15 protein-coding genes are annotated in these 21,272 nt (G+C 35.8%); 8 read left to right on the top strand and 7 right to left on the bottom strand.

Annotated features, from left to right (window positions below; translation table 11 throughout):
- Positions 1–262: 262 nt before the first annotated feature.
- Positions 263–2,152, bottom strand: a complete 1,890-nt coding sequence (gene dnaK / locus AC2A1G_RS02810; protein WP_484045433.1) for a molecular chaperone DnaK — start codon at positions 2,150–2,152, stop codon at positions 263–265.
- Between the two features lie 784 nt (positions 2,153–2,936).
- Here dnaK and ppk1 point away from each other — a divergent pair.
- The 5 genes from ppk1 (at position 2,937) to AC2A1G_RS02785 (ending at position 11,535) form a co-directional block, all read left to right on the top strand.
- The gene (gene ppk1 / locus AC2A1G_RS02805; RefSeq protein WP_484045432.1) at positions 2,937–5,009 is read left to right on the top strand and encodes a polyphosphate kinase 1; all 2,073 of its coding nucleotides are present in this window, start codon (positions 2,937–2,939) and stop codon (positions 5,007–5,009) included.
- Between the two features lie 430 nt (positions 5,010–5,439).
- A complete protein-coding gene (locus tag AC2A1G_RS02800; RefSeq protein WP_484045431.1) occupies positions 5,440–6,324 on the top strand; it encodes a Ppx/GppA phosphatase family protein in 885 nt (294 codons plus the stop codon).
- Between the two features lie 46 nt (positions 6,325–6,370).
- Positions 6,371–7,261 carry a leucine-rich repeat domain-containing protein gene (locus tag AC2A1G_RS02795; protein ID WP_484045430.1) on the top strand — a complete coding sequence of 297 codons (891 nt, stop codon included), beginning with the start codon at positions 6,371–6,373 and terminating at the stop codon, positions 7,259–7,261.
- A gap of 156 nt (positions 7,262–7,417) precedes the next feature.
- Positions 7,418–10,486: a choice-of-anchor I family protein gene (locus AC2A1G_RS02790; protein WP_484045429.1), complete on the top strand. Its 3,069-nt coding sequence runs from the start codon at positions 7,418–7,420 to the stop codon at positions 10,484–10,486.
- A 515-nt stretch (positions 10,487–11,001) separates the two neighbouring features.
- Positions 11,002–11,535, top strand: a complete 534-nt coding sequence (locus AC2A1G_RS02785; RefSeq protein WP_484045428.1) for a YqiA/YcfP family alpha/beta fold hydrolase — start codon at positions 11,002–11,004, stop codon at positions 11,533–11,535.
- Positions 11,536–11,746: 211 nt separating this feature from the next.
- Here the strand turns inward: AC2A1G_RS02785 and AC2A1G_RS02780 are convergent, their stop codons facing one another.
- Together AC2A1G_RS02780 and AC2A1G_RS02775 are read right to left on the bottom strand one after the other, a co-directional pair.
- Complete coding sequence (locus AC2A1G_RS02780; protein ID WP_052188000.1) at positions 11,747–11,995, bottom strand: NifU family protein; 249 nt, start codon at positions 11,993–11,995, stop codon at positions 11,747–11,749.
- A gap of 41 nt (positions 11,996–12,036) precedes the next feature.
- Complete coding sequence (locus AC2A1G_RS02775; RefSeq protein ID WP_484045427.1) at positions 12,037–13,140, bottom strand: Mrp/NBP35 family ATP-binding protein; 1,104 nt, start codon at positions 13,138–13,140, stop codon at positions 12,037–12,039.
- Between the two features lie 125 nt (positions 13,141–13,265).
- Between AC2A1G_RS02775 and AC2A1G_RS02770 the strand changes: the two genes are divergently transcribed.
- Positions 13,266–16,067 (top strand): GH92 family glycosyl hydrolase, encoded by a 2,802-nt coding sequence (locus AC2A1G_RS02770; RefSeq protein WP_484045426.1) that lies wholly within the window; start codon positions 13,266–13,268, stop codon positions 16,065–16,067.
- A 141-nt stretch (positions 16,068–16,208) separates the two neighbouring features.
- On the opposite strand, the gene AC2A1G_RS02765 is transcribed toward AC2A1G_RS02770, so the two are convergent.
- From AC2A1G_RS02765 to AC2A1G_RS02755, 3 genes are read right to left on the bottom strand one after another with little or no spacing between them, the layout of a single operon-like run.
- On the bottom strand, positions 16,209–16,796 hold the full coding sequence (locus AC2A1G_RS02765) for a hypothetical protein (RefSeq protein WP_484045425.1): 588 nt from the start codon (positions 16,794–16,796) through the stop codon (positions 16,209–16,211).
- An 11-nt stretch (positions 16,797–16,807) separates the two neighbouring features.
- Positions 16,808–17,521, bottom strand: a complete 714-nt coding sequence (locus tag AC2A1G_RS02760; RefSeq protein ID WP_484045424.1) for a phytanoyl-CoA dioxygenase family protein — start codon at positions 17,519–17,521, stop codon at positions 16,808–16,810.
- A 9-nt stretch (positions 17,522–17,530) separates the two neighbouring features.
- A complete protein-coding gene (locus tag AC2A1G_RS02755; RefSeq protein WP_262152191.1) occupies positions 17,531–18,088 on the bottom strand; it encodes an RNA polymerase sigma factor in 558 nt (185 codons plus the stop codon).
- A 383-nt stretch (positions 18,089–18,471) separates the two neighbouring features.
- Between AC2A1G_RS02755 and tyrS the strand changes: the two genes are divergently transcribed.
- Positions 18,472–19,767 carry a tyrosine--tRNA ligase gene (gene tyrS, locus AC2A1G_RS02750; protein WP_484045423.1) on the top strand — a complete coding sequence of 432 codons (1,296 nt, stop codon included), beginning with the start codon at positions 18,472–18,474 and terminating at the stop codon, positions 19,765–19,767.
- A 62-nt stretch (positions 19,768–19,829) separates the two neighbouring features.
- Here tyrS and AC2A1G_RS02745 read toward each other — a convergent pair whose 3' ends face one another.
- Positions 19,830–20,285 (bottom strand): hypothetical protein, encoded by a 456-nt coding sequence (locus AC2A1G_RS02745; protein ID WP_484045422.1) that lies wholly within the window; start codon positions 20,283–20,285, stop codon positions 19,830–19,832.
- Positions 20,286–20,477: 192 nt separating this feature from the next.
- On the opposite strand from AC2A1G_RS02745, the gene AC2A1G_RS02740 reads away from it, so the two are divergent.
- Positions 20,478–21,116 carry an alpha/beta hydrolase gene (locus tag AC2A1G_RS02740; RefSeq protein ID WP_484045421.1) on the top strand — a complete coding sequence of 213 codons (639 nt, stop codon included), beginning with the start codon at positions 20,478–20,480 and terminating at the stop codon, positions 21,114–21,116.
- The last annotated feature ends 156 nt before the right edge of the window (positions 21,117–21,272 follow it).

Genomic DNA, 21,272 nt, shown 5'->3' with positions numbered 1-21,272 from the left:
TTAAATTAAATTTTGCTTAAATTAATATTAAATAATTTGAAAGAAAGTTAATTGCTGAATTGAAAAAAATAGATTGGGATCAGTACACAATCTTGAGAAGATTTAAAAAATAAATTTTTATAAAGAGACTATGCATTCGAATTTTCATCCAACACATTTTTTGTAAAAGTGGCAAAATTACAGCTGAAATTCTCAATTTATTTACACAAAAAATCCCCAAGTTTTCACTCGGGGATTTCTATTTATATTGACTTTTAAAGTCTTATTTAACTTCTTCGAAATCTGCGTCTTGAACGTCCTCCGCTCCATTTGCATTTCCTTGAGTTTGTTGAGCTCCAGCATCAGCCCCCTGACCTTGAGCATACATTTCTTCAGAAGCTGCCATCCAAGCTGCATCTAAAGCTTCGGTTTTAGCTTTTACTTCTTCTCCATTCTTAGCTTCGAAAGCGGTTTTCAATTCTGCGTGAGCAGTTTCGATGGCTGCTTTTTTGTCTGCAGATAATTTATCACCGAATTCTTTCAATTGCTTTTCAGTCTGGAAAATCAATCCGTCAGCTTTGTTGAAGATTTCAACTTCTTCTTTTCTTTTGTTGTCTGCTGCAGAGTTTTCCTGAGCTTCTTTCTTCATTCTTTCGATTTCTTCGTCAGAAAGACCAGAAGATGCCTGAATTTTGATTGACTGCTCTTTACCAGTTCCTTTATCTTTAGCAGAAACACTTAAGATACCATTCGCATCAATGTCGAAAGTAACTTCGATTTGAGGAACTCCTCTTTGTGCTGGTGGAATATCTGTTAAATCAAATCTACCGATTTCTTTGTTATCATTAAACATTGGTCTTTCACCCTGTCCAACTCTGATGCTTACTGCAGGCTGATTGTCAGACGCTGTAGAGAATACTTCAGATTTTTTAGTTGGGATTGTTGTGTTTGCATCAATTAATTTTGTGAAAACAGAACCCATAGTTTCAATACCTAAAGAAAGAGGTGTAACGTCTAATAAAAGTACGTCTGTAACGTCTCCAGTTAAAACTCCACCCTGAATAGCAGCACCAATCGCTACAACTTCGTCTGGATTAACTCCTTTTGAAGGTTTTTTACCGAAGAATTTCTCAACTTCTTCCTGGATGATTGGGATTCTTGTAGAACCACCCACCAAGATTACTTCGTCGATATCTGAAGTAGATAAACCTGCATCTTTCAACGCTTTAGCAACCGGCTCCATAGATCTTCTTACTAAATCTGCAGATAACTGCTCGAATTTAGCTTTAGTTAAAGTCTTCACTAAGTGTTTAGGACCTGTAGCTGTAGCTGTAATATATGGAAGGTTGATTTCAGTTTGAGGAGAAGCAGACAATTCGATTTTTGCTTTTTCAGCAGCTTCTTTTAGTCTTTGAAGAGCGATTGGATCAGCTTTCAATTCAACACCTTCTTCAGATTTGAATTCGTCTGCCATCCAGTTGATAATTACATCATCAAAGTCATCACCACCTAAGTGCGTATCTCCGTTTGTAGACAATACTTCGAATACACCGTCTCCTAAATCAAGAATTGAAATATCGAAAGTACCACCACCTAAATCGTAAACAGCAATTTTTTGATCTTTGTTAGTTTTGTCCATACCATAAGCCAAAGCTGCTGCTGTAGGCTCGTTGATAATTCTTTCTACTTTAAGACCTGCAATTTCTCCAGCTTCTTTAGTAGCCTGTCTTTGAGCATCGTTGAAGTAAGCCGGAACAGTGATTACCGCTCTTGTTACTTCTTGTCCAAGATAATCTTCAGCAGTTTTCTTCATTTTCTGAAGCGTCATTGCAGAAATTTCCTGTGGTGTATATTCTCTGTCGTCGATTTTTACTTTTACAGTATCGTTTGGTCCTGCAACTACTGCATACGGCACTCTAGAGATTTCTTTAGCATCTTCTTTAAAGTGTGTACCGATAAATCTTTTGATAGAATATATAGTTTTTGTAGGGTTTGTTACTGCCTGTCTTTTAGCAGGATCTCCTACTTTTCTTTCTCCGTCCTCTGTGAATGCCACGATAGATGGCGTTGTTCTTTTACCTTCTGCGTTAGGGATTACAACAGCGTCTTTACCTTCCATTACGGCAACACAAGAGTTTGTTGTACCTAAATCGATTCCGATTATTTTACTCATAATATTTATATTTTTTCTAATTTTTAAAATTCAATAACACTCTCACTTTCTCAATATCTGTACCAAGGGAATTTTTATGACAAATTGACAGTTTTGGATTTTTTAAAATGAAATTAAGACAAATTTCAAATGAATCTGGTTTAAAATGACAGCGATACTGCTTTTTTTAACCGCATAAGAGACATAAGATTTTGATTTGATTTTTAGTTTTTCAAAAGTTTTCAAAATATTTGACTTAAACTTTTGCGTTTAGAAATATTTTGATTTTAAACCTAATTATTATTTATTGAAAAACGCTTCGACAGGCTCAGCGTGACATCGCTAATACTAAATGTTATTGGATTGGTTTGTAAAAAGAAACTTACAGTCAAATAATATCTGATTTCAAAATTATAACGTGTCAGGCTGAGCTTGTCGAAGCCTCTTCTATTTACAAATTATCTATTTAGTTTCCATCAAACAAACTAAATTAAAACATCGTATTTCTTAGCTAAATGAAATGCCATTGTCTACCTTATAAACAGCATCCATTAAAAAAACTTTGTCTACCCTTGCGTTTTAACAAAATTAAAATCCAAAAATTTCACTGAGATTCATATCTATGATTCTTTCAGAAATCAAAGATTCGACATATTCAATGACAAATATGTTTTTAACTTTAATTACAATAAATTACTATTTAAAAACCCATTTTCCTTCAACTAAAAATTTAATTAAGAATTAACGTAAGAATCAAAATAAAGACCAGTTTTATTACTATTTTTGAGAAATTATATACGCAAATATGTCTTTACATTTTAATCCCAGAGATGTTACATGGTTAGCATTTAACGAAAGAGTTTTACAGGAAGCAATGGACGAAAACGTGCCTCTGCACCTCAGAATTCGTTTTTTAGGGATTTTCTCAAATAATCTGGATGAGTTTTTCAGAGTGCGTGTTGCCGGTTTGAAACGTGCCATGGATTTTAAGGAAAAAGTAATCGCCGAATCGTTTTATCAGCCACCTTCAAAAATTCTTCAGAGAATTAATGAAATTGTGATTACCCAACAGGCCGATTTTGATAAAACGTGGAAGAAAATTCAGGTTGAAATGGCAGAACAAAAGGTTTTCATTAAAACTTCAAAAAATCTGACCGCGATCCAGAAAAATTTTGTGAGACAGTATTTTGATGAAGTAGTAGAATCCAATGTGATCCCGATTCTTCTGCATGAAAACACGCCAATGCCTTACCTCAGAGACAAAAGTCTTTATCTGGGCGTAGCCATGAGGAAAAAAGACTGGAATTACCACAGCAACTATGCAATTATTGAGATTCCGTCGCGTTTTGTGGGAAGGTTTGTGCTTTTACCTACAGAAGATTTAGAAGAAAAAAATGTGATGCTTCTGGAAGACGTGATTACATTCAATCTGCCGCATATTTTTTCCTATTTTGGATATGATGAATTTGCCTCACACTCCTTTAAAGTGACAAAAGATGCAGAAATGGATATCGACAATGACATCAAAACCAATTTTGCCGAAAAAATTGAAAAAGGACTGAAAAACAGACGAAAAGGGAAGCCGACCCGTTTTGTTTTCGATAAAGATATGGACAAGGCAATGCTCGAACTGCTGATCCGAAAATTAAATCTAAGCAAAAAAGACAGCATCATCCCTGGAGGAAAAATTCATAATTTCAAACATTTTATGGACTTCCCTGATGTTTTTGAATACTATAAAAAACCGGTTGAGCGGACTTCATTTACCCATCAGGCTTTTGAACATGGTGAAAGAGTGACTGATGTTATTCTGAAGCAGGATGTGCTTTTGAGCTTCCCTTACCATACTTACACACCGGTGATTGACCTTCTTCGTGAAGCGGCGATGGATCCGGATGTGAAATCAATTCAGATTACAGCTTACCGTTTGGCGAGTAATTCAAAAATAAGTAATGCCTTAATTTATGCTGCCCGAAACGGGAAAGATGTGACGGTGATGCTCGAACTTCAGGCGAGATTTGATGAAGAATCCAATTTAAAATGGAAAGAAATGTTCGAACCCGAAGGAATCACTGTTTTAATAGGAATTCCTGACAAAAAAGTTCATGCTAAACTTTGCGTCATCAAAAAAAGGGTTCACAACAAAACACTTCAGTACGGCTTCGTAAGCACAGGAAATTTCAATGAAAAGACGGCTAAAATCTACGGGGATCATTTGATTATGACCTCAGACCGAGGCATTATGGCAGACATCAACAAAGTTTTCACCGTGTTGAAAAAACCAAAAGAAGACTATCTTTCTGTATTGAAAACATGTAAAAATCTGATGGTTTGTCCGCAGTTTATGCGTGAAAAAATTGTGCATCATATCGATAAGGAAATTGAGGAAGCCAAAGCCGGAAGAAAAGCCCAGATGATCATTAAAGCCAACTCGGTGAGTGACCGTGCCCTGATTACCAAACTGTACGAGGCTGCAGGTGCAGGAGTGGTTATTAAAATTATTGTGAGAGGAATTTACTGTGCCATTAATCAGAAAGAGTTTAAAGAAAAAATAAAGGCCATCAGCATTGTAGATGAGTATCTGGAACATGCCAGAGTGATGTATTTCTACAGCAAAGGTGCAGAAGACATCTACATTTCGTCCGCCGACTGGATGAACCGAAATCTGGATTACAGAATTGAGGCTGCAGCAAAAATCACCGATAAAAACCTGAAAAAAGAGCTGAAGGATATTCTGGATATTCAATTGAGAGACAATGTAAAAGCGAGAATTTTAGATAAAAAACTCAGCAATGAATACATCAGCAATGATGAAAAAGATTGCCGCTCGCAGATTGAAACGTATAAATATCTGAAGGCGAAAACTGGTGGAAAGTGATTCTCACATTAAGTTTATTAAATTTTTAAGGACAAAAAGGCTTTAGATTTTTTAAGATTTACAGAGTAAACTCATTAAGCCGGGTCGTTGAAGTTCAGTAAATTTTAAAGGACGATTATTAGTTAAATTTTCAAATCATTTTTCTTTTCCCCGACCCTAAAGGGTGGAAAAATGATGTGAAAATTTATTGAAGCCAGTACCATAATCACAACGCTTTGACAGGCTCAGTGTGACGACACTAAGTTAAACGGTGTCAGGTTGAGCTTGTCGAAGCCCCATTTTTTATTAAACTTAATTTTTGAAACCACGGTTGAAATTGCTTTTAAATGCGTCAAATCAACCATTAAGAATTAATTTTTGTAAATTCGGATTTTAAAACGAATTTGATTTTAAATTAAACAACTGATATTCAATAAAATACAATCTAAAAATGATCATTGCAGCGATAGACATAGGAAGTAATGCAGCCCGACTTTTAATCAACGAGGTGAAAATTCAAAACGGAAAGCCGGAATTTATTAAATTAAATCTCCTCCGAATTCCTCTGCGATTGGGAATGGATGTTTTCACTCTTGGAAAAATCGGTGAAGAACGTGAGAAAATGGTATTGGATTCAATGAAAATTTTCAGTGATCTGATGAAAGTTTATAAAGTTGAACACTACAGAGCCTGCGCCACCAGTGCGATGCGTGATGCCGAAAACGGACAGGAAATTATTGAAAAAGTAAAAAACCACGCTGATCTTTCCATCGAAATTATTTCCGGAGACGAAGAAGCGACCTTGGTGTATGAAAACCACGTTGCAGAAGGCCTTGACAAAGATTTCGCTTATCTCTATGTAGACGTTGGCGGTGGTTCTACTGAACTGACTTTCTACGAAAACGATAAAATGGTCTATGAAAAATCTTTCAACATCGGCACCATCCGTCTTCTCAACAATCTCGTGACAGAAGACAACTGGAAGGAAATGAAAGAGGAAATAAAAACTAATATCAACAGCAAAATGCAAATTGTTGCCATTGGTTCTGGTGGAAACATCAACAAAGTTTTCTCAATGAGCAAAACCAAAGACGGCAAACCGATGTCCATCGCTTATCTGAAGAAGGCTTACAAAGAATTCAACGATTTAACGGTTGAGGAAAGAATGACCAAGTATGGTTTCAGACAGGACAGAGCCGACGTTTTGGTTCACGCCCTGAAAATCTATAATTTCGTAATGCACTGGGCAGATATCAACAAGATTTTTGTTCCGAAAATTTCTGTTGCGGATGGTTTGATTCATAATATTTATGAGCGGGTTTCGGGGGAGGAATAGAATTTTAAAAGCTTTAAAAGCCTGAACATCTTTAAAAAAATTGATTATGAAGTATCATTTTGCAGATTTTATAGACAGAAATGATGACTATTGGACTGTTATTCCCAACAGAGACAGGTTCGCTTTTATTGCAGACTTTGAAATTGCGAACAAAGAAGATGTAAAAATCCTGACGATAAGTAAAACTCAAGAAAAGATCTATTGGATGCAGGTCTTCGATTGTTTAAATCTTGAAGAACTCACTTTACATGACCCAAGCCATGAGCAAGTACAATCAGTTTCTAAATTAATAAATCTAAAACGATTAAGAATAACTTTTTACAGAGCCCAAAATATAGAATTTTTAAGTAAATTATCTAATTTGGAAGAACTTGTACTTGAGTATGTTTCAAGTTTTTCTGATTTAACACCTTTAAATAATTTAAAAAAATTAAAATCTGTCCATTTTGAAAATTTAAGAAAAGTAACTGATTTTGGTGGTTTGGCAGGAATTAATAGCCTAAGATACATTTATATTAACGGTACCTTAGATTGGAACCAACCTATTGAAAATTTTGATTTTTTAAGTCAACTTCCAAATTTAGAAATTCTTGCAATCGGTTTCGGTGTAAAAATATTAAATCCTCAATATCCTATCTTTAAATCATTAGTTAAACATGATAAAATAAAGAGGCTAAAAATAGGAAGAGGTTTTTGTAATTTAGAAGATTATGCTTTTGCCGAAGTTTTACTCGGAAAAGAAAATATTACATATGCGAATGGTAAAGCAGTTGAACTTTTCTACGAATATGATGGAAAGATAGAGTTCTCCGGAAAAGGCATACGGGGTATTTCTGTCAAAAATTGCGCAGAAAAATGTGAAGAAATTGCAGTAGAATATGAAAAATTAAAGGCTTACGCAAAGAAATATTTGTTGAAAAATTTTTCAGAAATTTAGTTACTCATTTAAAATTCATTTTAACTACCAAAATAAATTAATAATAATTTAAACAATCATCATAAATTGAGATGAAATCTTAACCATTTCATAACCTTCCCGTAAAACCCTCACAACCTACAACGTTCATTTTTGCACAAATAATAAATTGTAAAAATGAAGAACAAATACCTTTTGAGAGGCTTACTGCCGATTGCCGCATTATTTTACGGTTCAGTTTCAGGACAGAGCACTCTGGTTCACTACTGGAACTTTAATAACAGTACATCCGTTGCAGCACTCACCACTCCTACTACATCGCTTCTGAATGGCTCCATCACAGCAGTTTCTACAGGAACAGGAAGCACAGATACTTTTATTGATTTTGCAAATGGTGTCAACCAAAATTTCAATATTGAAAATTTAAACGCCAGAAACGGAGACGCTTCCGGAACACATTTAAGATATAATTATCCGATCAACGGAAATGTACAGTTTCTTTTGCCTACAACAGGTTATAATAATGTTGTTGTAAAATTTACAACGAGACGTTCGGGATCGGGAGCAGGAAATCAGAACTGGTTTTACTCTTTAGACGGAACTACTTTTGTTCCTTATCAGACGGTAACTTCACAGGATGCCAATCCGCAGTTGATTACATTTGATTTTTCTGCAGTTGCGGGAGTTTCAAATAATCCTAATTTCAAACTGAAAGTAGAATTCGCACAAGGTGGCGGAGGAGCCGTTGGAAACAACAGATTTGATAATTTCACAGTAGATGCAACTCCGGCCGGAGGTGTTGATACAACTCCACCAACTGTTGCCTATTTGCCTGCAAACAATGTAAACAACGCTTCTACAACAGCAAATCCTACGATCACATTCAACGAAAACGTAAGATTAATAGACAATTCTGCGATTACTGCCGCCAACGCTCAGAATTTGGTTGAATTGAGATTAAACAACGCAACTGGAACTGTCGTTCCTTTTACTACAACTTTTGCGAACAATGCAATCACGGTAATTCCAACCGCTGGTTTGGTTCCGAATCAGGCTTATTATCTGGCTTTAAAACCAAACTTGGTTGAAGACACAAGCGACAACGCAGTTACTGCGACTACTTCAAGCACATTCACAACGGCGGGAACAAGCATTGCTTTAGATAAAAATTTAATTAAAGTCAATGAAAATGCAGGAACATTAGCATTTAAGATCAATGTTACCAATCCTTCCAACGCAACGGTTAATTTGGTCGTAAAACCAGCTTCTTTCAACACCGCGAACAGCAGTGATTTTACTTTGGCTAACCAAACGATTAACATTACGCCTTCAACGACGAGTGTTACGGTAAACATTCCAATCATCGACGATACTTTGGAAGAACAGCAGGCTGAATATTTTGTAGTTGGTCTTGAAAACCCTGTAGGAACAACGATTACGGGCGACGCTAATTCTACGATTTATATTATTGATAATGATAAAGCGGCTCCGATTCCATCCAATCAAATTTCTTTAAATTACATCGGAAGTTTTGATCCATCGAATAACAACACGAGCTCAACGGAAATTGTGGTTCACGACGCTGCAACCCAAAGATTATTTACCATCAGTTCAATAACGGATGTTTTTGATATTATTAATTTCTCAAATCCTGCTGCGCCAACGGTTATTCAAACCATCAACATGGCGCCTTACGGTGGGATTACCAGCATTGCCGTAAAGAACGGAATTATTGCAGTAGCTTCTCCGAACGGAACAAATCCACAGGGAAATGGTTCGGTTGTATTTTTTGACATCAACGGTGTCTTTTTGAAACAACTTAATGTTGGGGTTTTACCTGATATGATTACATTTACTCCAGACGGAACAAAAGTAATGACCGCAAACGAGGGCGAACCGAATGATGCATACACGGTAGATCCTGAAGGTTCAATCAGTATTATTGATGTGCCGACTTTAACGGTTGCAGGAATCCAGGCTTTAACGCAAACAAATGTAACAACACTTGGTTTCACTCAGTTTAACGGACAGGAAGCTACGTTAGCAGCAACCGGCGGAAGAAAAGTAAAATCTACAAGCACTTTAGCTCAGGATTTAGAACCAGAATACATCGCCATCAGTCCGGATAGCCAGAAAGCATGGGTTTCTTGTCAGGAAAACAATGCGATTATTGAAGTTAATTTGACGACAAAAGCTTTAACCGGAATTTGGGGATTAGGTAAAAAAGACATGAGTCTTCCAGGAAATGGTTTCGATGCTTCAGACAATAACGGAGAAGTTTTAATTGCTAACTGGCCTGTAAAAGCTTACTACAACCCAGATGCAATGGCTTCATACAAAATCGGAAACACCAACTATCTGGTAACAGCTAACGAAGGTGACGAAAAAGACTTAGGTGGATTCAGTGAAAGAACGACTGTGGGAGCGAACGGATATACTTTAGATTCTACAATTTTCCCTAACGCTTCTATTTTAAAAGCTTCGCATAATTTAGGAAGATTCAGAGTGACCAATGTGAATGGAAATACTGATGGAGATGCAGATTTTGAAGAGATTCACGCTTTGGGAGCGAGATCATTCTCAATCTTCAATGCAGATACCAAACAATTAGTATTCGACAGTGGAGATCAGTTTGAAAGACACACTGCCGCTTACCATCCATTGGTTTTCAACGCCGATAACGAGGCTAACGGAGCAAAAACCCGTAGCCGCGCAAAAGGTCCTGAGCCAGAAGGCGTAACTTTAGGTACCATTAACGGTCAGACTTTCGCATTCATCACTTTAGAAAGAACGGGAGGTGTAATGGTCTACAATGTAACAGATCCTGCCAACGCAACTTTTGTAGATTACAAAAATCCAAGATCTACCTCTGCATTTGGTGGTGACAACGGTCCGGAAGGAATTACCTTCATTCCTGCTGCCAATATGAATAATGGAAAAGCTTACGTCATCGTTGCCAACGAGATCAGCGGAACATTGTCAACGTACGAAGTTACCCTTTCGCCAACGCTATCTACAGGCGAAGTAAAAACTGAAAAAGCAACGTTCAATATCTTCCCGAACCCTGTAAAACAAGGTGGAACTTTATACTTCAACAGAGCTCAGGGTTACGAATTGTTCGACATGAGCGGAAAACTTCTTGGAAAAGAAAAATCTGCCTTAACCATCGACACTTCAAGACTCAACACCGGAGTTTATTTACTGAAAACTTCTGAAGGCGAAGTGAAGAGATTCATCGTAAAATAATTTTTTTACTTAATAATTTACTTTTGAAGCCTCGAGATTTTTCTCGGGGCTTTTTTTTGTATTAAAAAAAGCGAATTGTGCATTAACCTTGTCAAGGTTGATTTAAAAAAAATAAAATCATTTTTAGCTCTCAAAAAAAGTTCAACAGTTCTCAAATTTAAAAGATCACACCCCTTTTACGTCTCTATGATCGGTATATCATCGGTATATGATCGCTTTATGCTCATAAAAAAGTAAAATTCTATTATAAAAAATTAAACACAGCATTTTTTCTTACCCTAAAAAAACTTGTCAGGATAATTTTTGAGATTGAAATAGATCTTGGAAAGCAGGTGAGAAAAACCGAAAAATTTGTCAGGTGAAAGTGAAAATTAAGCGAAAAAGAAAAAACTTGAGAAGGTTTTTGAAGTCAGAATTGAAAGTATCATATTTGTTTTTTAGATACAATTGAGCCTTTAATCTATCTGAAAATTTGTACTTTTAATTCTAAATTAAATAAACTCTAAAAACTTCCCGTGAAACAAACCCTCCTCTACATCCACGGTCTTGGCTCAGACCAGCACTCCAGAAAATTTATCAATTTAAAAGATTATTTCAAAGACCAGTTCAATTACGATTTTATTGAATGGAAAAATGACAGCATTATTTCCGAACTTCTCGACGAAGCAGAATTGAAATTGAAAAATATTGAAAATCCAATTTTGGTCGGTGATTCTACCGGAGCCAACTTTGCGTATCAACTTCGTGAACGAAGATTGCAGAAAGGTAAAAAATCAATTTTGATTTTAAGCAGTCCGCTTTTGAATATTGATGAACGAATTGCAGATTTTGAATTTCCTGAAACATTGATTCCACAATTACAAAAGTTTGACAATCCGAAAAATACTTTGATCATTGCGACTAAAAAGGATGCGATTTTAAATCAGAACTGGTTATTTGAAAAACCATTGAGTAATGTAAAATTAATCGAAGTGGATGACAATCACCGTCTGGAAAAATTTCATGAGAGTCTTGATGAGATTGAATCATATATTGGTTCTAAAAAATAAATTTTGGCTAAAGCCATTTAAATGTGCAATTGGAAAACGGGCTGAAGCCTGTTCCTGTTGATATTGAAGCAATTTCATTCTAAAAAAAAACTTGTCAAGGTTATCAACTGCATGAAGATTAACCTTGACAAGGTTTCCTATCCTACATATTTAATGCAAAAAAAAAGACAGACCCAAAAGTCTGTCTTCAAAAAATATATCGTCGTATTTTTTACTCTACATTTACTACCTTTTCAATTTCGGGAGCGTGCTGTTTGATGGTATTTTCTACCCCTAACTTCAATGTTGAGAAATTAAGAGAGCAACCTGAACAGTTTCCTAAAAGTTTTACAAAAACAGTATTATCTTTCACATCCAAAAGCTCGATATCGCCACCGTCTTTGTTCAGAAACGGACGAATGCTTTCAAGAGCTTCCATTACCTTGGTTACAGTTTGTTCGTGTGCTATATTTGTCTCCATATTTGAATTTGGTTTTTCAAAATTTAATTTGAAATCATTATTTATTTTTTGGGTGAGCAACCTGCCATTGTCGTGATTTTCACGGCTTCTGTAGGAGGTAAAAATTTGTTTCTTTCTACCAGACTCTCCACCATTTTTCTTGCCGTTTCTACATAAATTTCTGCAATTTTGGTACCTTCCTGAAGCGCTGCAGGTCTTCCTACATCTCCCGCTTCTCTGATGCTTTGAATCAAAGGAATTTCTCCCAACACAGGAATATTTAAATCATCTGCCAGATATTGTGCTCCCTGATTTCCAAAGATATAATATTTATTGTCAGGTAATTCTTCCGGCGTGAAATAAGCCATATTTTCTATCAGTCCAAGAACCGGAATGTTGATACTTTCCATATTGAACATCGCAATTCCCTTTCTCACATCCGCCAAAGCAACGTGTTGAGGCGTACTTACAATCACCGCTCCGGTTACCGGAACTTCCTGAATTATGGATAAATGAATATCACCTGTTCCAGGAGGAAGATCGATTAAAAGGAAATCAAGTTCACCCCAAGCTGCATCTCTGATCATTTGGTTTAATGCTTTTGAAGCCATTGGCCCTCTCCAAACCACTGCCTGATTGGCACCTGAAAAATATCCGATGGAAAGCATTTTCACACCGTAATTTTCAATTGGTTTCATTAAGCTTTTCCCGTTCACGTCAACAGACACTGGCTTCTGGCCTTCTGTGTCAAACATTGTCGGAACAGACGGTCCGTAAATATCGGCATCTAAAATTCCAACTTTAAAACCCATTTTGGCTAAAGTTACTGCAAGATTTGCGGCAACTGTAGACTTACCAACACCTCCTTTTCCGGATGCGATGGCAATAATATTTTGAATTCCAGGGATTTGTTTTCCTTTGATCTGACTCAGCTGAACTTCGCTTGGCTCGGGAGAAACTATTTTAAGTTTTAAATTAATTTCTTCTCCAAATTCGCTTGCAAAAGCCTGTTTCATTGCTGCTTCAAGCTTCTTTTTTTCGTGCATTGCTGGTGAATGAGCGGTCATGTCGATATACACATCGCTGCCCATTACCTGAAAGTTACTCACCAAATCATCTACTTCTATTTCTTTAAGGAAATCCTGAACTTTTTCTTTAGTCAACATAAAAATATAAATTGAGCACAAATTTACGGAAATTTTAGCTATTTAGAATCAATAAACAGACTCATAGATAAATTCTTTTGCGAACCTAAAATTTGTGTATTTTAGGGCGATTTAAATTTAACACCATGAAAAAAATAATCTTTATCCTTATCGGATTGATTAGTCATAATTTATTTTCTCAAAACTATTCACAATATGTCAATCCTTTCATCGGAACGGGCGGTCACGGGCATACTTTTCCCGGCGCTATCGTGCCTTTCGGGATGGTTCAGCTTTCTCCGGACACCAGAATTGACGGAAGCTGGGACGGCTGCAGCGGATATCATTATTCAGATTCTGTGATTTACGGATTTTCACATACGCATCTGAACGGAACCGGAGTTTCAGATTACGGAGACATTATGCTGATGCCGACGATGGGAAAAGCCAGTTTCAGCTCTAAGGAATATTCCTCCAAATTTTCTCATAAAAACGAAAAGGCGACAGCAGGTTTTTACTCCGTTAAATTAGACAAACACAATATCGACGTTCGTTTAACAACAACAAAAAGAGTCGGTTATCATGAGTATAAATTCAATAATGCCGGAGTGGCAAATATAGTTTTAGATTTAAACCACCGCGACAAACTTTTACAGGGCGAAGTAAGAATTATTGATGCTAAAACCATTGAAGTTTTAAGAAGAAGTGAAGCCTGGGCAACCAATCAGTTTGTGTACGCCAGAATTGAGTTTTCAAAGCCGATGAAAATTTCAAAAACCCTCGCTAACGGAAGTCAGGAAAGCAATTTGTATTCCGGGACTCAGCTTGCCTTGGCGTTTAGCACAAATGTAAAAAAAGGTGAAAAAATCAATGTAAAAGTTGCGCTTTCACCAACAGATTATGACGGTGCTGCCAAAAATTTCTTAACCGAAGGCAAGTCTGATAATTTCGATGACGTAAAAAAAGAAGCCGAAACTGCATGGAATAAAGAACTTTCGAAAATTGAAGTAAAATCTGACGATAAAAATAAACTCACCGTTTTCTATACAGCAATGTATCACGTTTTCACACAGCCTAATATCAATATGGATGTTGACGGAAAATACCGTGGCAGAGACAATAAGTTTTATTATGCCAAAGATTTTGATTTCTACACCGTCTTTTCACTTTGGGATACTTTCAGAGGAGCACATCCTTTGATGACCTTGATTGACAGAAAAAGAACGGCAGATTTCGTCAATACTTTCATCAAACAGCGTGAACAGGGCGGAAAGCTTCCGGTATGGGAACTGGCTTCCAATGAAACAGAATGTATGATCGGTTATCACGGAGTTTCCGTAATCGCTGATGCGATGGCAAAAGGAATTACCGGTTTTGATTATGAAAAAGCCTACGAAGCTTCGAAAAATTCTGCAATGTTGGATATTTTCGGGCTTGATGCTTACAAAAACAAAAATTACATCAGCATTGATGATGAGCACGAAAGTGTTTCAAAAACTCTCGAATACGCTTATGACGACTGGTGTATCGCTCAAATGGCGAAAATTTTAAATAAAAAAGAGGATTACGCCTACTTTATGAAACGTTCTCAAAACTGGAAAAACCTTTACAACCCAAAAAACGGTTTTATGCAGGCAAGAAAGAACGGAAACTGGTACGAACCGTTTGATCCAAGAGAAGTTAATAACAATTATACAGAAGGAAATTCATGGCATTATTCCTACTTTGTGCCACAGGATATTCCTGGATTGATTCAGGCGCATGGTGGAAAAGAGAAATTTGAACAGTTTATAGACGCTATTTTCTCAGCTCCAGACAAAACAACGGGAAGAGAACAGGTGGACATTACTGGTTTGATGGGACAATACGCTCAGGGAAATGAGCCGAGTCACCACATCGCTTATCTTTATAATTTAGTTGACAAACCTCAAAAAACGGAAGAAAAGATCAAATATATTCTCGATAATTTCTATAAAAATGCTCCGGATGGCTTGATTGGAAACGAAGATTGTGGACAGATGAGTGCGTGGTATATTTTAAGTTCAATGGGAATTTATTCCGTTACTCCCGGAAAACCTGAATGGGAAACGGTGACGCCATATTTTGATGAAATAAAACTTCATCTGGAAGACGGAACGACGAAAATCATCACCAAAAATACTCCTAAAAGTGAACTCAAAAAACTTGGATTTGAAAATGTACAGGTTGCTAAAGATTTAAAATATAAAGAACAAACTGCTTCTCCTGTTATCGCTGCAGACAGGCTTTTTGACGTGACGTCAAAGGTAGAAATTACCGCGCTTAACGAAAAGGATAAAGTATACTACATGACTTTGGATGAAGACGACAAAAACGCGAAAAAATCATTTAAGGTTTACAAAGGTCCATTAACTATTAATAAAACAACGCAGGTTTCAGCTTACTCCGAGAGAAACGGCGAAAAAAGCGGAATTACAACTGCTCAATTCAACAAAAGACCAAATCATTGGGATGTGACAATCAATGCAACGGCAAATCCGCAATACACAGCGGGTGGGAAACTGGCAATCATCGATGGAATCAACGGTGATGTAAACTGGAGAAAAGGCGAATGGCAAGGCTATCAAGGACAAACCGTGGAAGCGATTATTGATTTTAAATCTCCGCAACAGATGAGACAGATCTCTTCAACCTACCTTCAGGACAGCCGTGCGTGGATCTTAATGCCAAAAAAAGTGGAATATTATGCTTCAATGGATGGGAAAACTTTCATTTTATTGAAAACACTGGAAAATAACATCGATGCTAAAGATGAAAACGTTCAGGTAAAAGATTTTTCAACTGAAATTCTTCCTACCGAAGCCCGTTATCTGAAAGTAAAAGCTTATCATTTCGGAAAACTTCCGCAATGGCATCAGGGTGCAGGTGGTGAAGCGTATGTTTTTGTGGATGAGATTTCTGTAAAATAGAAATTTGCAATTTAAAATAATGAAACCTCTTCCGATTGGGAGAGGTTTTTGTTTTGATTCAAATCACGCTGATTTTACGGATTAAGCTGATTTTTTATCTCTGCTTAATTTGCTAAATCTTCATAAGCTAAATTTCAAACATCAATTTTCAATATTGTCATTGATAATAAATTTAAATTTATCATTTACAACAGAATGCTTTTCATCTATTTGCAACATTATTTTTTCACCTGTTGAATCTATCCTGATAGCCAGTTTGTTTGAAATGATTACATTTCCAATAGTGCTTTTGTCAAGAATAATTATTGAATCTTTCATCTGATAATTTCCTCTTGTAATATCGGCTCCTATTCCTGCATGGTCAACAAATTTGTAAGTTCCGTCTTTCCTGAATTCAAACCAGGCACCATTGAAATCCCCATCGTAACCTGCATGAATTATTATTGGAGAATTATCTCTCATATCCAAAACTAAAGAAGTAACACCAAAAGAAACCAAAATTAAAACTCCAATCAAGGAAGGAAAATAGCTATTTAAAGATTTGGAAGTTTTAAATTTTTTAAAATCTTTATTGACACTAAAACCAAGAAAAATCAAAAATATGAAAAGAAGAAATCCGAAAAATATTTCCTGAAAAACCATTTCAGTATCGGCATTTTTAATTCTCCAAAAATTATAATAAAATCCAATAATTATCATTGGAATCAGAAGCCAATTTCTTTTAATCATCTGTGTTTATTTTAATTGATTCTCTCCGACCAATTCAATTCCTCCGCAAATTCCTTATCAGAAAATTCAATATGAATCACTCTTCTCTTCTCTCCATTGGTAGTTCGGTTTGAACCGTGAAGAAGCAACGGTTTCATAATCATAATTCCTCCTTTTTCTACGTTGCAGATATTTTCTGTTTCCACCTTCCAGTCGATAGTTTCGGGTCTGTAAATTCCTTTTGCATGAGATTTTGGAACAACTTTTAATGCACCATTATTTTCGTCAGTGTCATCCAAATGAATTCTTATCGTAAAAATATTTTCGAGAATTTCTAATGGTGGTTGAACAGCAAACTGATTTTGTTTCGTCGTCCACGGTCCGAAATTTTCCAATTGAATTTTCTTGTTAACAGAAATTGTCAAATCCTGATGGTATGCAACGTACCAATTCGATTTTTCAGGTTTATCGAAGTAAATGCTTTTAACAACGAAATAATTTTCACCAAAAATTTCCTTAATGATTGTCTTTACATTTTCATTAAAAATCAAATCTTTCACCTCAGGTATTTCTTTCAAAAATTGACGGATGGCAAAAAGGTGTTCCGATTTTCTGAACGTTTCTTTAGAAGTGTCAATGCTTTGAATAACTTCACTTATTTTTTGTATTTCAGAATCTGAGAAAACACTGTTGATTACTGCGAATCCTTCAACTGAAATTTCAGATTTTTTATTTTCTAAATTCATTACAAAATATTATTCTTCAAAATCATTATTTTTAAGCAGTTCTGCCAAAACTTTTTTTGCACGCATCACCCTCACTTTGGTATTGGCAACAGAAATTCCCAGTTCATCAGCGATTTCCTTAATGCTTTTTTCTTCAAAAAATCTAAGCCTTAAAATATCCTGATAATTTTTGTCGAGAGATTCTATTGTTTTTATGATTTTCTTTTGCTCTTCATCAGAAATCATCAGTTCTTCCGGTGATTTTGCAAACTGATTTTTCACTTCATCTAAATTTTCCGTAGGATCCTGATTCTCTCGGGCTTTCTTTCTCCAAAAATCAATGATGGTGTTTTGAGCAATCGTCAAAATCCATGTTTTAAACTGAAAATGAGGATCGTACATATCCAGTTTCGACAAAACTTTAGAGAAAACATTGACCGTGATTTCATCTGCATCGTTTTCATCCCTCACTTTTTTCATCACAAAAGAAAAAACATCAACCCAAAAAATGTTGATGAGCCTCGTCTGAGCCTTCTGATCTTTATCGTTGGCTTTGGAAATGAGCAGAAATAATTGTTCGTCGTTCATTACTAACAAATATAAATGATTTTGCTTAAAAAACAAACGGGGTGCAAGTTTCGGGAAATAATTCGGGATGCGGGATGCGAGATTCGGGTTAGGATGTGTGGTTTTGTATTGTGGGGTCTGCTTAGTTATCGAACATATATTTCCATCAAATCACCTAACTAAGCAACTAACCTTTAAAAACTCTCTGCCACCAAATCCTGATATATTTAAAAGTATTTTAAAACCTGAAAACCTAATCTCAATTTTCAATAAGTAACCCCGAAATCCGAATCTCGCATCTCGTATCACGCATCACGCATCACACTCCCCGAATCCCGAAACCCGAAACCCATAACTCACACGAATTTCTTATCTTTGCCAATTAAATTTTAAACTCAAAAATAATGAACTCTTTTATTGAAGAACTGAAATGGCGAGGTCTTTTTGCAGACATGATGCCCGGAACGGATGAGCAACTTGATAAGGAAATGACAACTGCCTATATCGGTTTTGATCCTACCGCAGATTCTTTGCATATCGGAAGTTTGATTCAGATTAAAATTTTGGCTCACTTCCAGCAGCACGGTCACAAGCCAATTGCTTTGGTAGGTGGCGCTACAGGAATGATTGGTGACCCATCAGGGAAATCTGCCGAGAGAAATCTATTGGATGAAGAAACGCTTCTTCACTATGTTGACTGTCTGAAAAACCAATTATCAAGATTTTTAAATTTTGAAGGAAACGAAGCCAACAAAGCTGAACTGGTGAACAATTACGATTGGATGAAAAATATTTCTTTCCTGGATTTTGCTAAAAATGTGGGGAAAAACATCACCGTAAATTACATGATGGCTAAAGATTCCGTGAAGAAAAGGTTTTCTGGTGAAGCTGGTGCAGACGGAATGAGTTTTACAGAGTTTACTTACCAGTTAATTCAAGGTTATGACTTTTTGCATTTATACCAAAACAACGGGGTAAAGCTTCAGATGGGCGGTTCAGACCAGTGGGGAAACATCACAACAGGAACTGAATTAATCCGTAGAAAAGCGCAGGGAACAGCATTTGCATTAACCGTTCCTTTAATCACAAAAGCAGACGGTTCTAAGTTTGGAAAGTCTGAAGCCGGAGAAAATTACTGGCTAGATAAAAAGAAAACTTCACCTTACAAATTCTACCAATTCTGGCTGAATGCTACAGATGCAGATGCAGAAAGATTTATTAAATTCTATACTTTTATAAGCAAAGAAGAAATTGAGGCTTTAATTGAAGAGCACAAAACAGCTCCACACGAAAGAAAACTTCAGAAAAAACTAGCGGAAGAAGTTACGGTTTGGGTTCATGGAAAAGAAGAATTCGAGAAGGCTGTAAAAGCATCTGAAATTCTCTTCGGAAGATCTACGGCTGAAGATTTGGTAAGTCTGGATGAAGAAACTTTCCTGGAAGTATTTGACGGAGTACCACAAAAAGAAGTCAATAAATCTGATGTACTCGGAGTAAATATTGTTGATTTACTTTCAGAAAAATCCGGTTTCTTAAAATCTAAAAGTGAAGCTACCAGAGAAATCAAAGGAAATTCTATTTCAGTGAATAAAGATAAGATTGATGATCAGTACACAGCTTCTGAAAAGGATTTGATTGACGGAAAATTTCTTCTGTTGCAAAAAGGAAAGAAAAATTACTTCATTGTAAAAGCAATATAACACAAAATGAAAAAACCGCCGATTGGCGGTTTTTTTATGCTTTAAAGTTGAAAAACTTTTAATTACAATTCTAAGAAACTGAAATCTACAGAAACACTTTGAGTTCCAGATCCTACAACTTTTTTCGTAACAGCTACTTCGCCATCTACTAAAATTGTTACGCTCAATTCTGAATCACCGTTTGGTAAAGTTGCGTTCGCATCAAGATTCAACTGAGCCTGGCTTGAGTTAACAAAAAACTCTTCGCTTGACCAGTTTTGCAATCCTGGAGTTTGAGGAACGAAAAAAGTATTCTGTGCCGTTCCTATCTGGGTAACAATTGTCTTCAACAATACTTTTTCAGTGCCTGCAGGAGCACCTCCTTTCACACTTTTCACCTGAAACTGTACCAAGTGATCAGTAAAAACCTCATCATCATCGTCATCTTTGCACGACGTTGTTAACGAAAATACAGATAAAACAAAAAGGAATAAAAAAGAAAATTTAAGTAAACTTTTAGATGTGTAAAAATGCTTCATTTCTATCAGATAAATTTTTAATGATTCAAATATAGGATTTTTATCAATATAAAAATAACTTTTATGAAAATTTTCCAAGAATGCCCTTTAAATTATGTCAATTCATCAAAATTAAATTTTATTCACATAATAAGACCTCTCAGTTTTAGGCTTAATTAAAATTAAAAATGAATAATTGATTATATTTGCTTTATGAATTTAGATTATATCGTAAGAGAGCCAGAGCAGATTACCCCTTCCACTCCTATCCTTTTTATGTTGCATGGTTATGGAAGTAATGAGCAGGATCTTTTCAGTTTCAGAGAAGACCTTCCGAAAGACTGGATTTTAATAAGTTTCAGAGCTCCCGGAAGTACAGAATATGAAGGATTTTCATGGTTTGATATCAATTTTAATAATCCTGAAAACTTTATAGATATTAATCAGGCTAATGAAATGATTAAGGTTGTGATTCAAAATATTATGACAATTATAAACCATTATGGATTAACAGACAGCAAAACGCATCTTTGCGGTTTTAGTCAGGGAGGAATTCTTGCATACGCTTTAGCACTAAAACATCCTGAATTATTTAATAAAGTAGCTTTGATGAGCACTTACCCTGAAGAAAAACTGCTTACCGATATTGTAAAAGATAAAAAGAAACTTGAGAACCTTCGGTTTTTCATTTCCCACGGTACAGACGATGCCATAATTCCTTTGGAATGGGGAAGAAAAGGCGCAGATTTGCTTTATGATTTAAGCTGTTATTTTTCTTTCAGAGAATATATGAATGGGCATGGCGTAAACCAAAAAAATTACATCGACCTGATGGATTTCTTCGCTAAATAATTCACAGACAACAATATACATCTAACTAAAAACATTTTCATATCTGGAGATGTTTTTTTTATGATATTGAATGATTTTATTTATTAAATTCATTCAATGAAACCTCTTGGGATTTTACTCATTTTACTGATAAGCATTTTTTCTAATGCTCAAAAT

Source organism: Chryseobacterium sp. HNCC26DJ240, assembly GCF_057180485.1.
The sequence above is the reverse complement of the archived record's forward strand: the minus strand, read 5'-3'. Positions and strand labels throughout refer to the sequence as shown.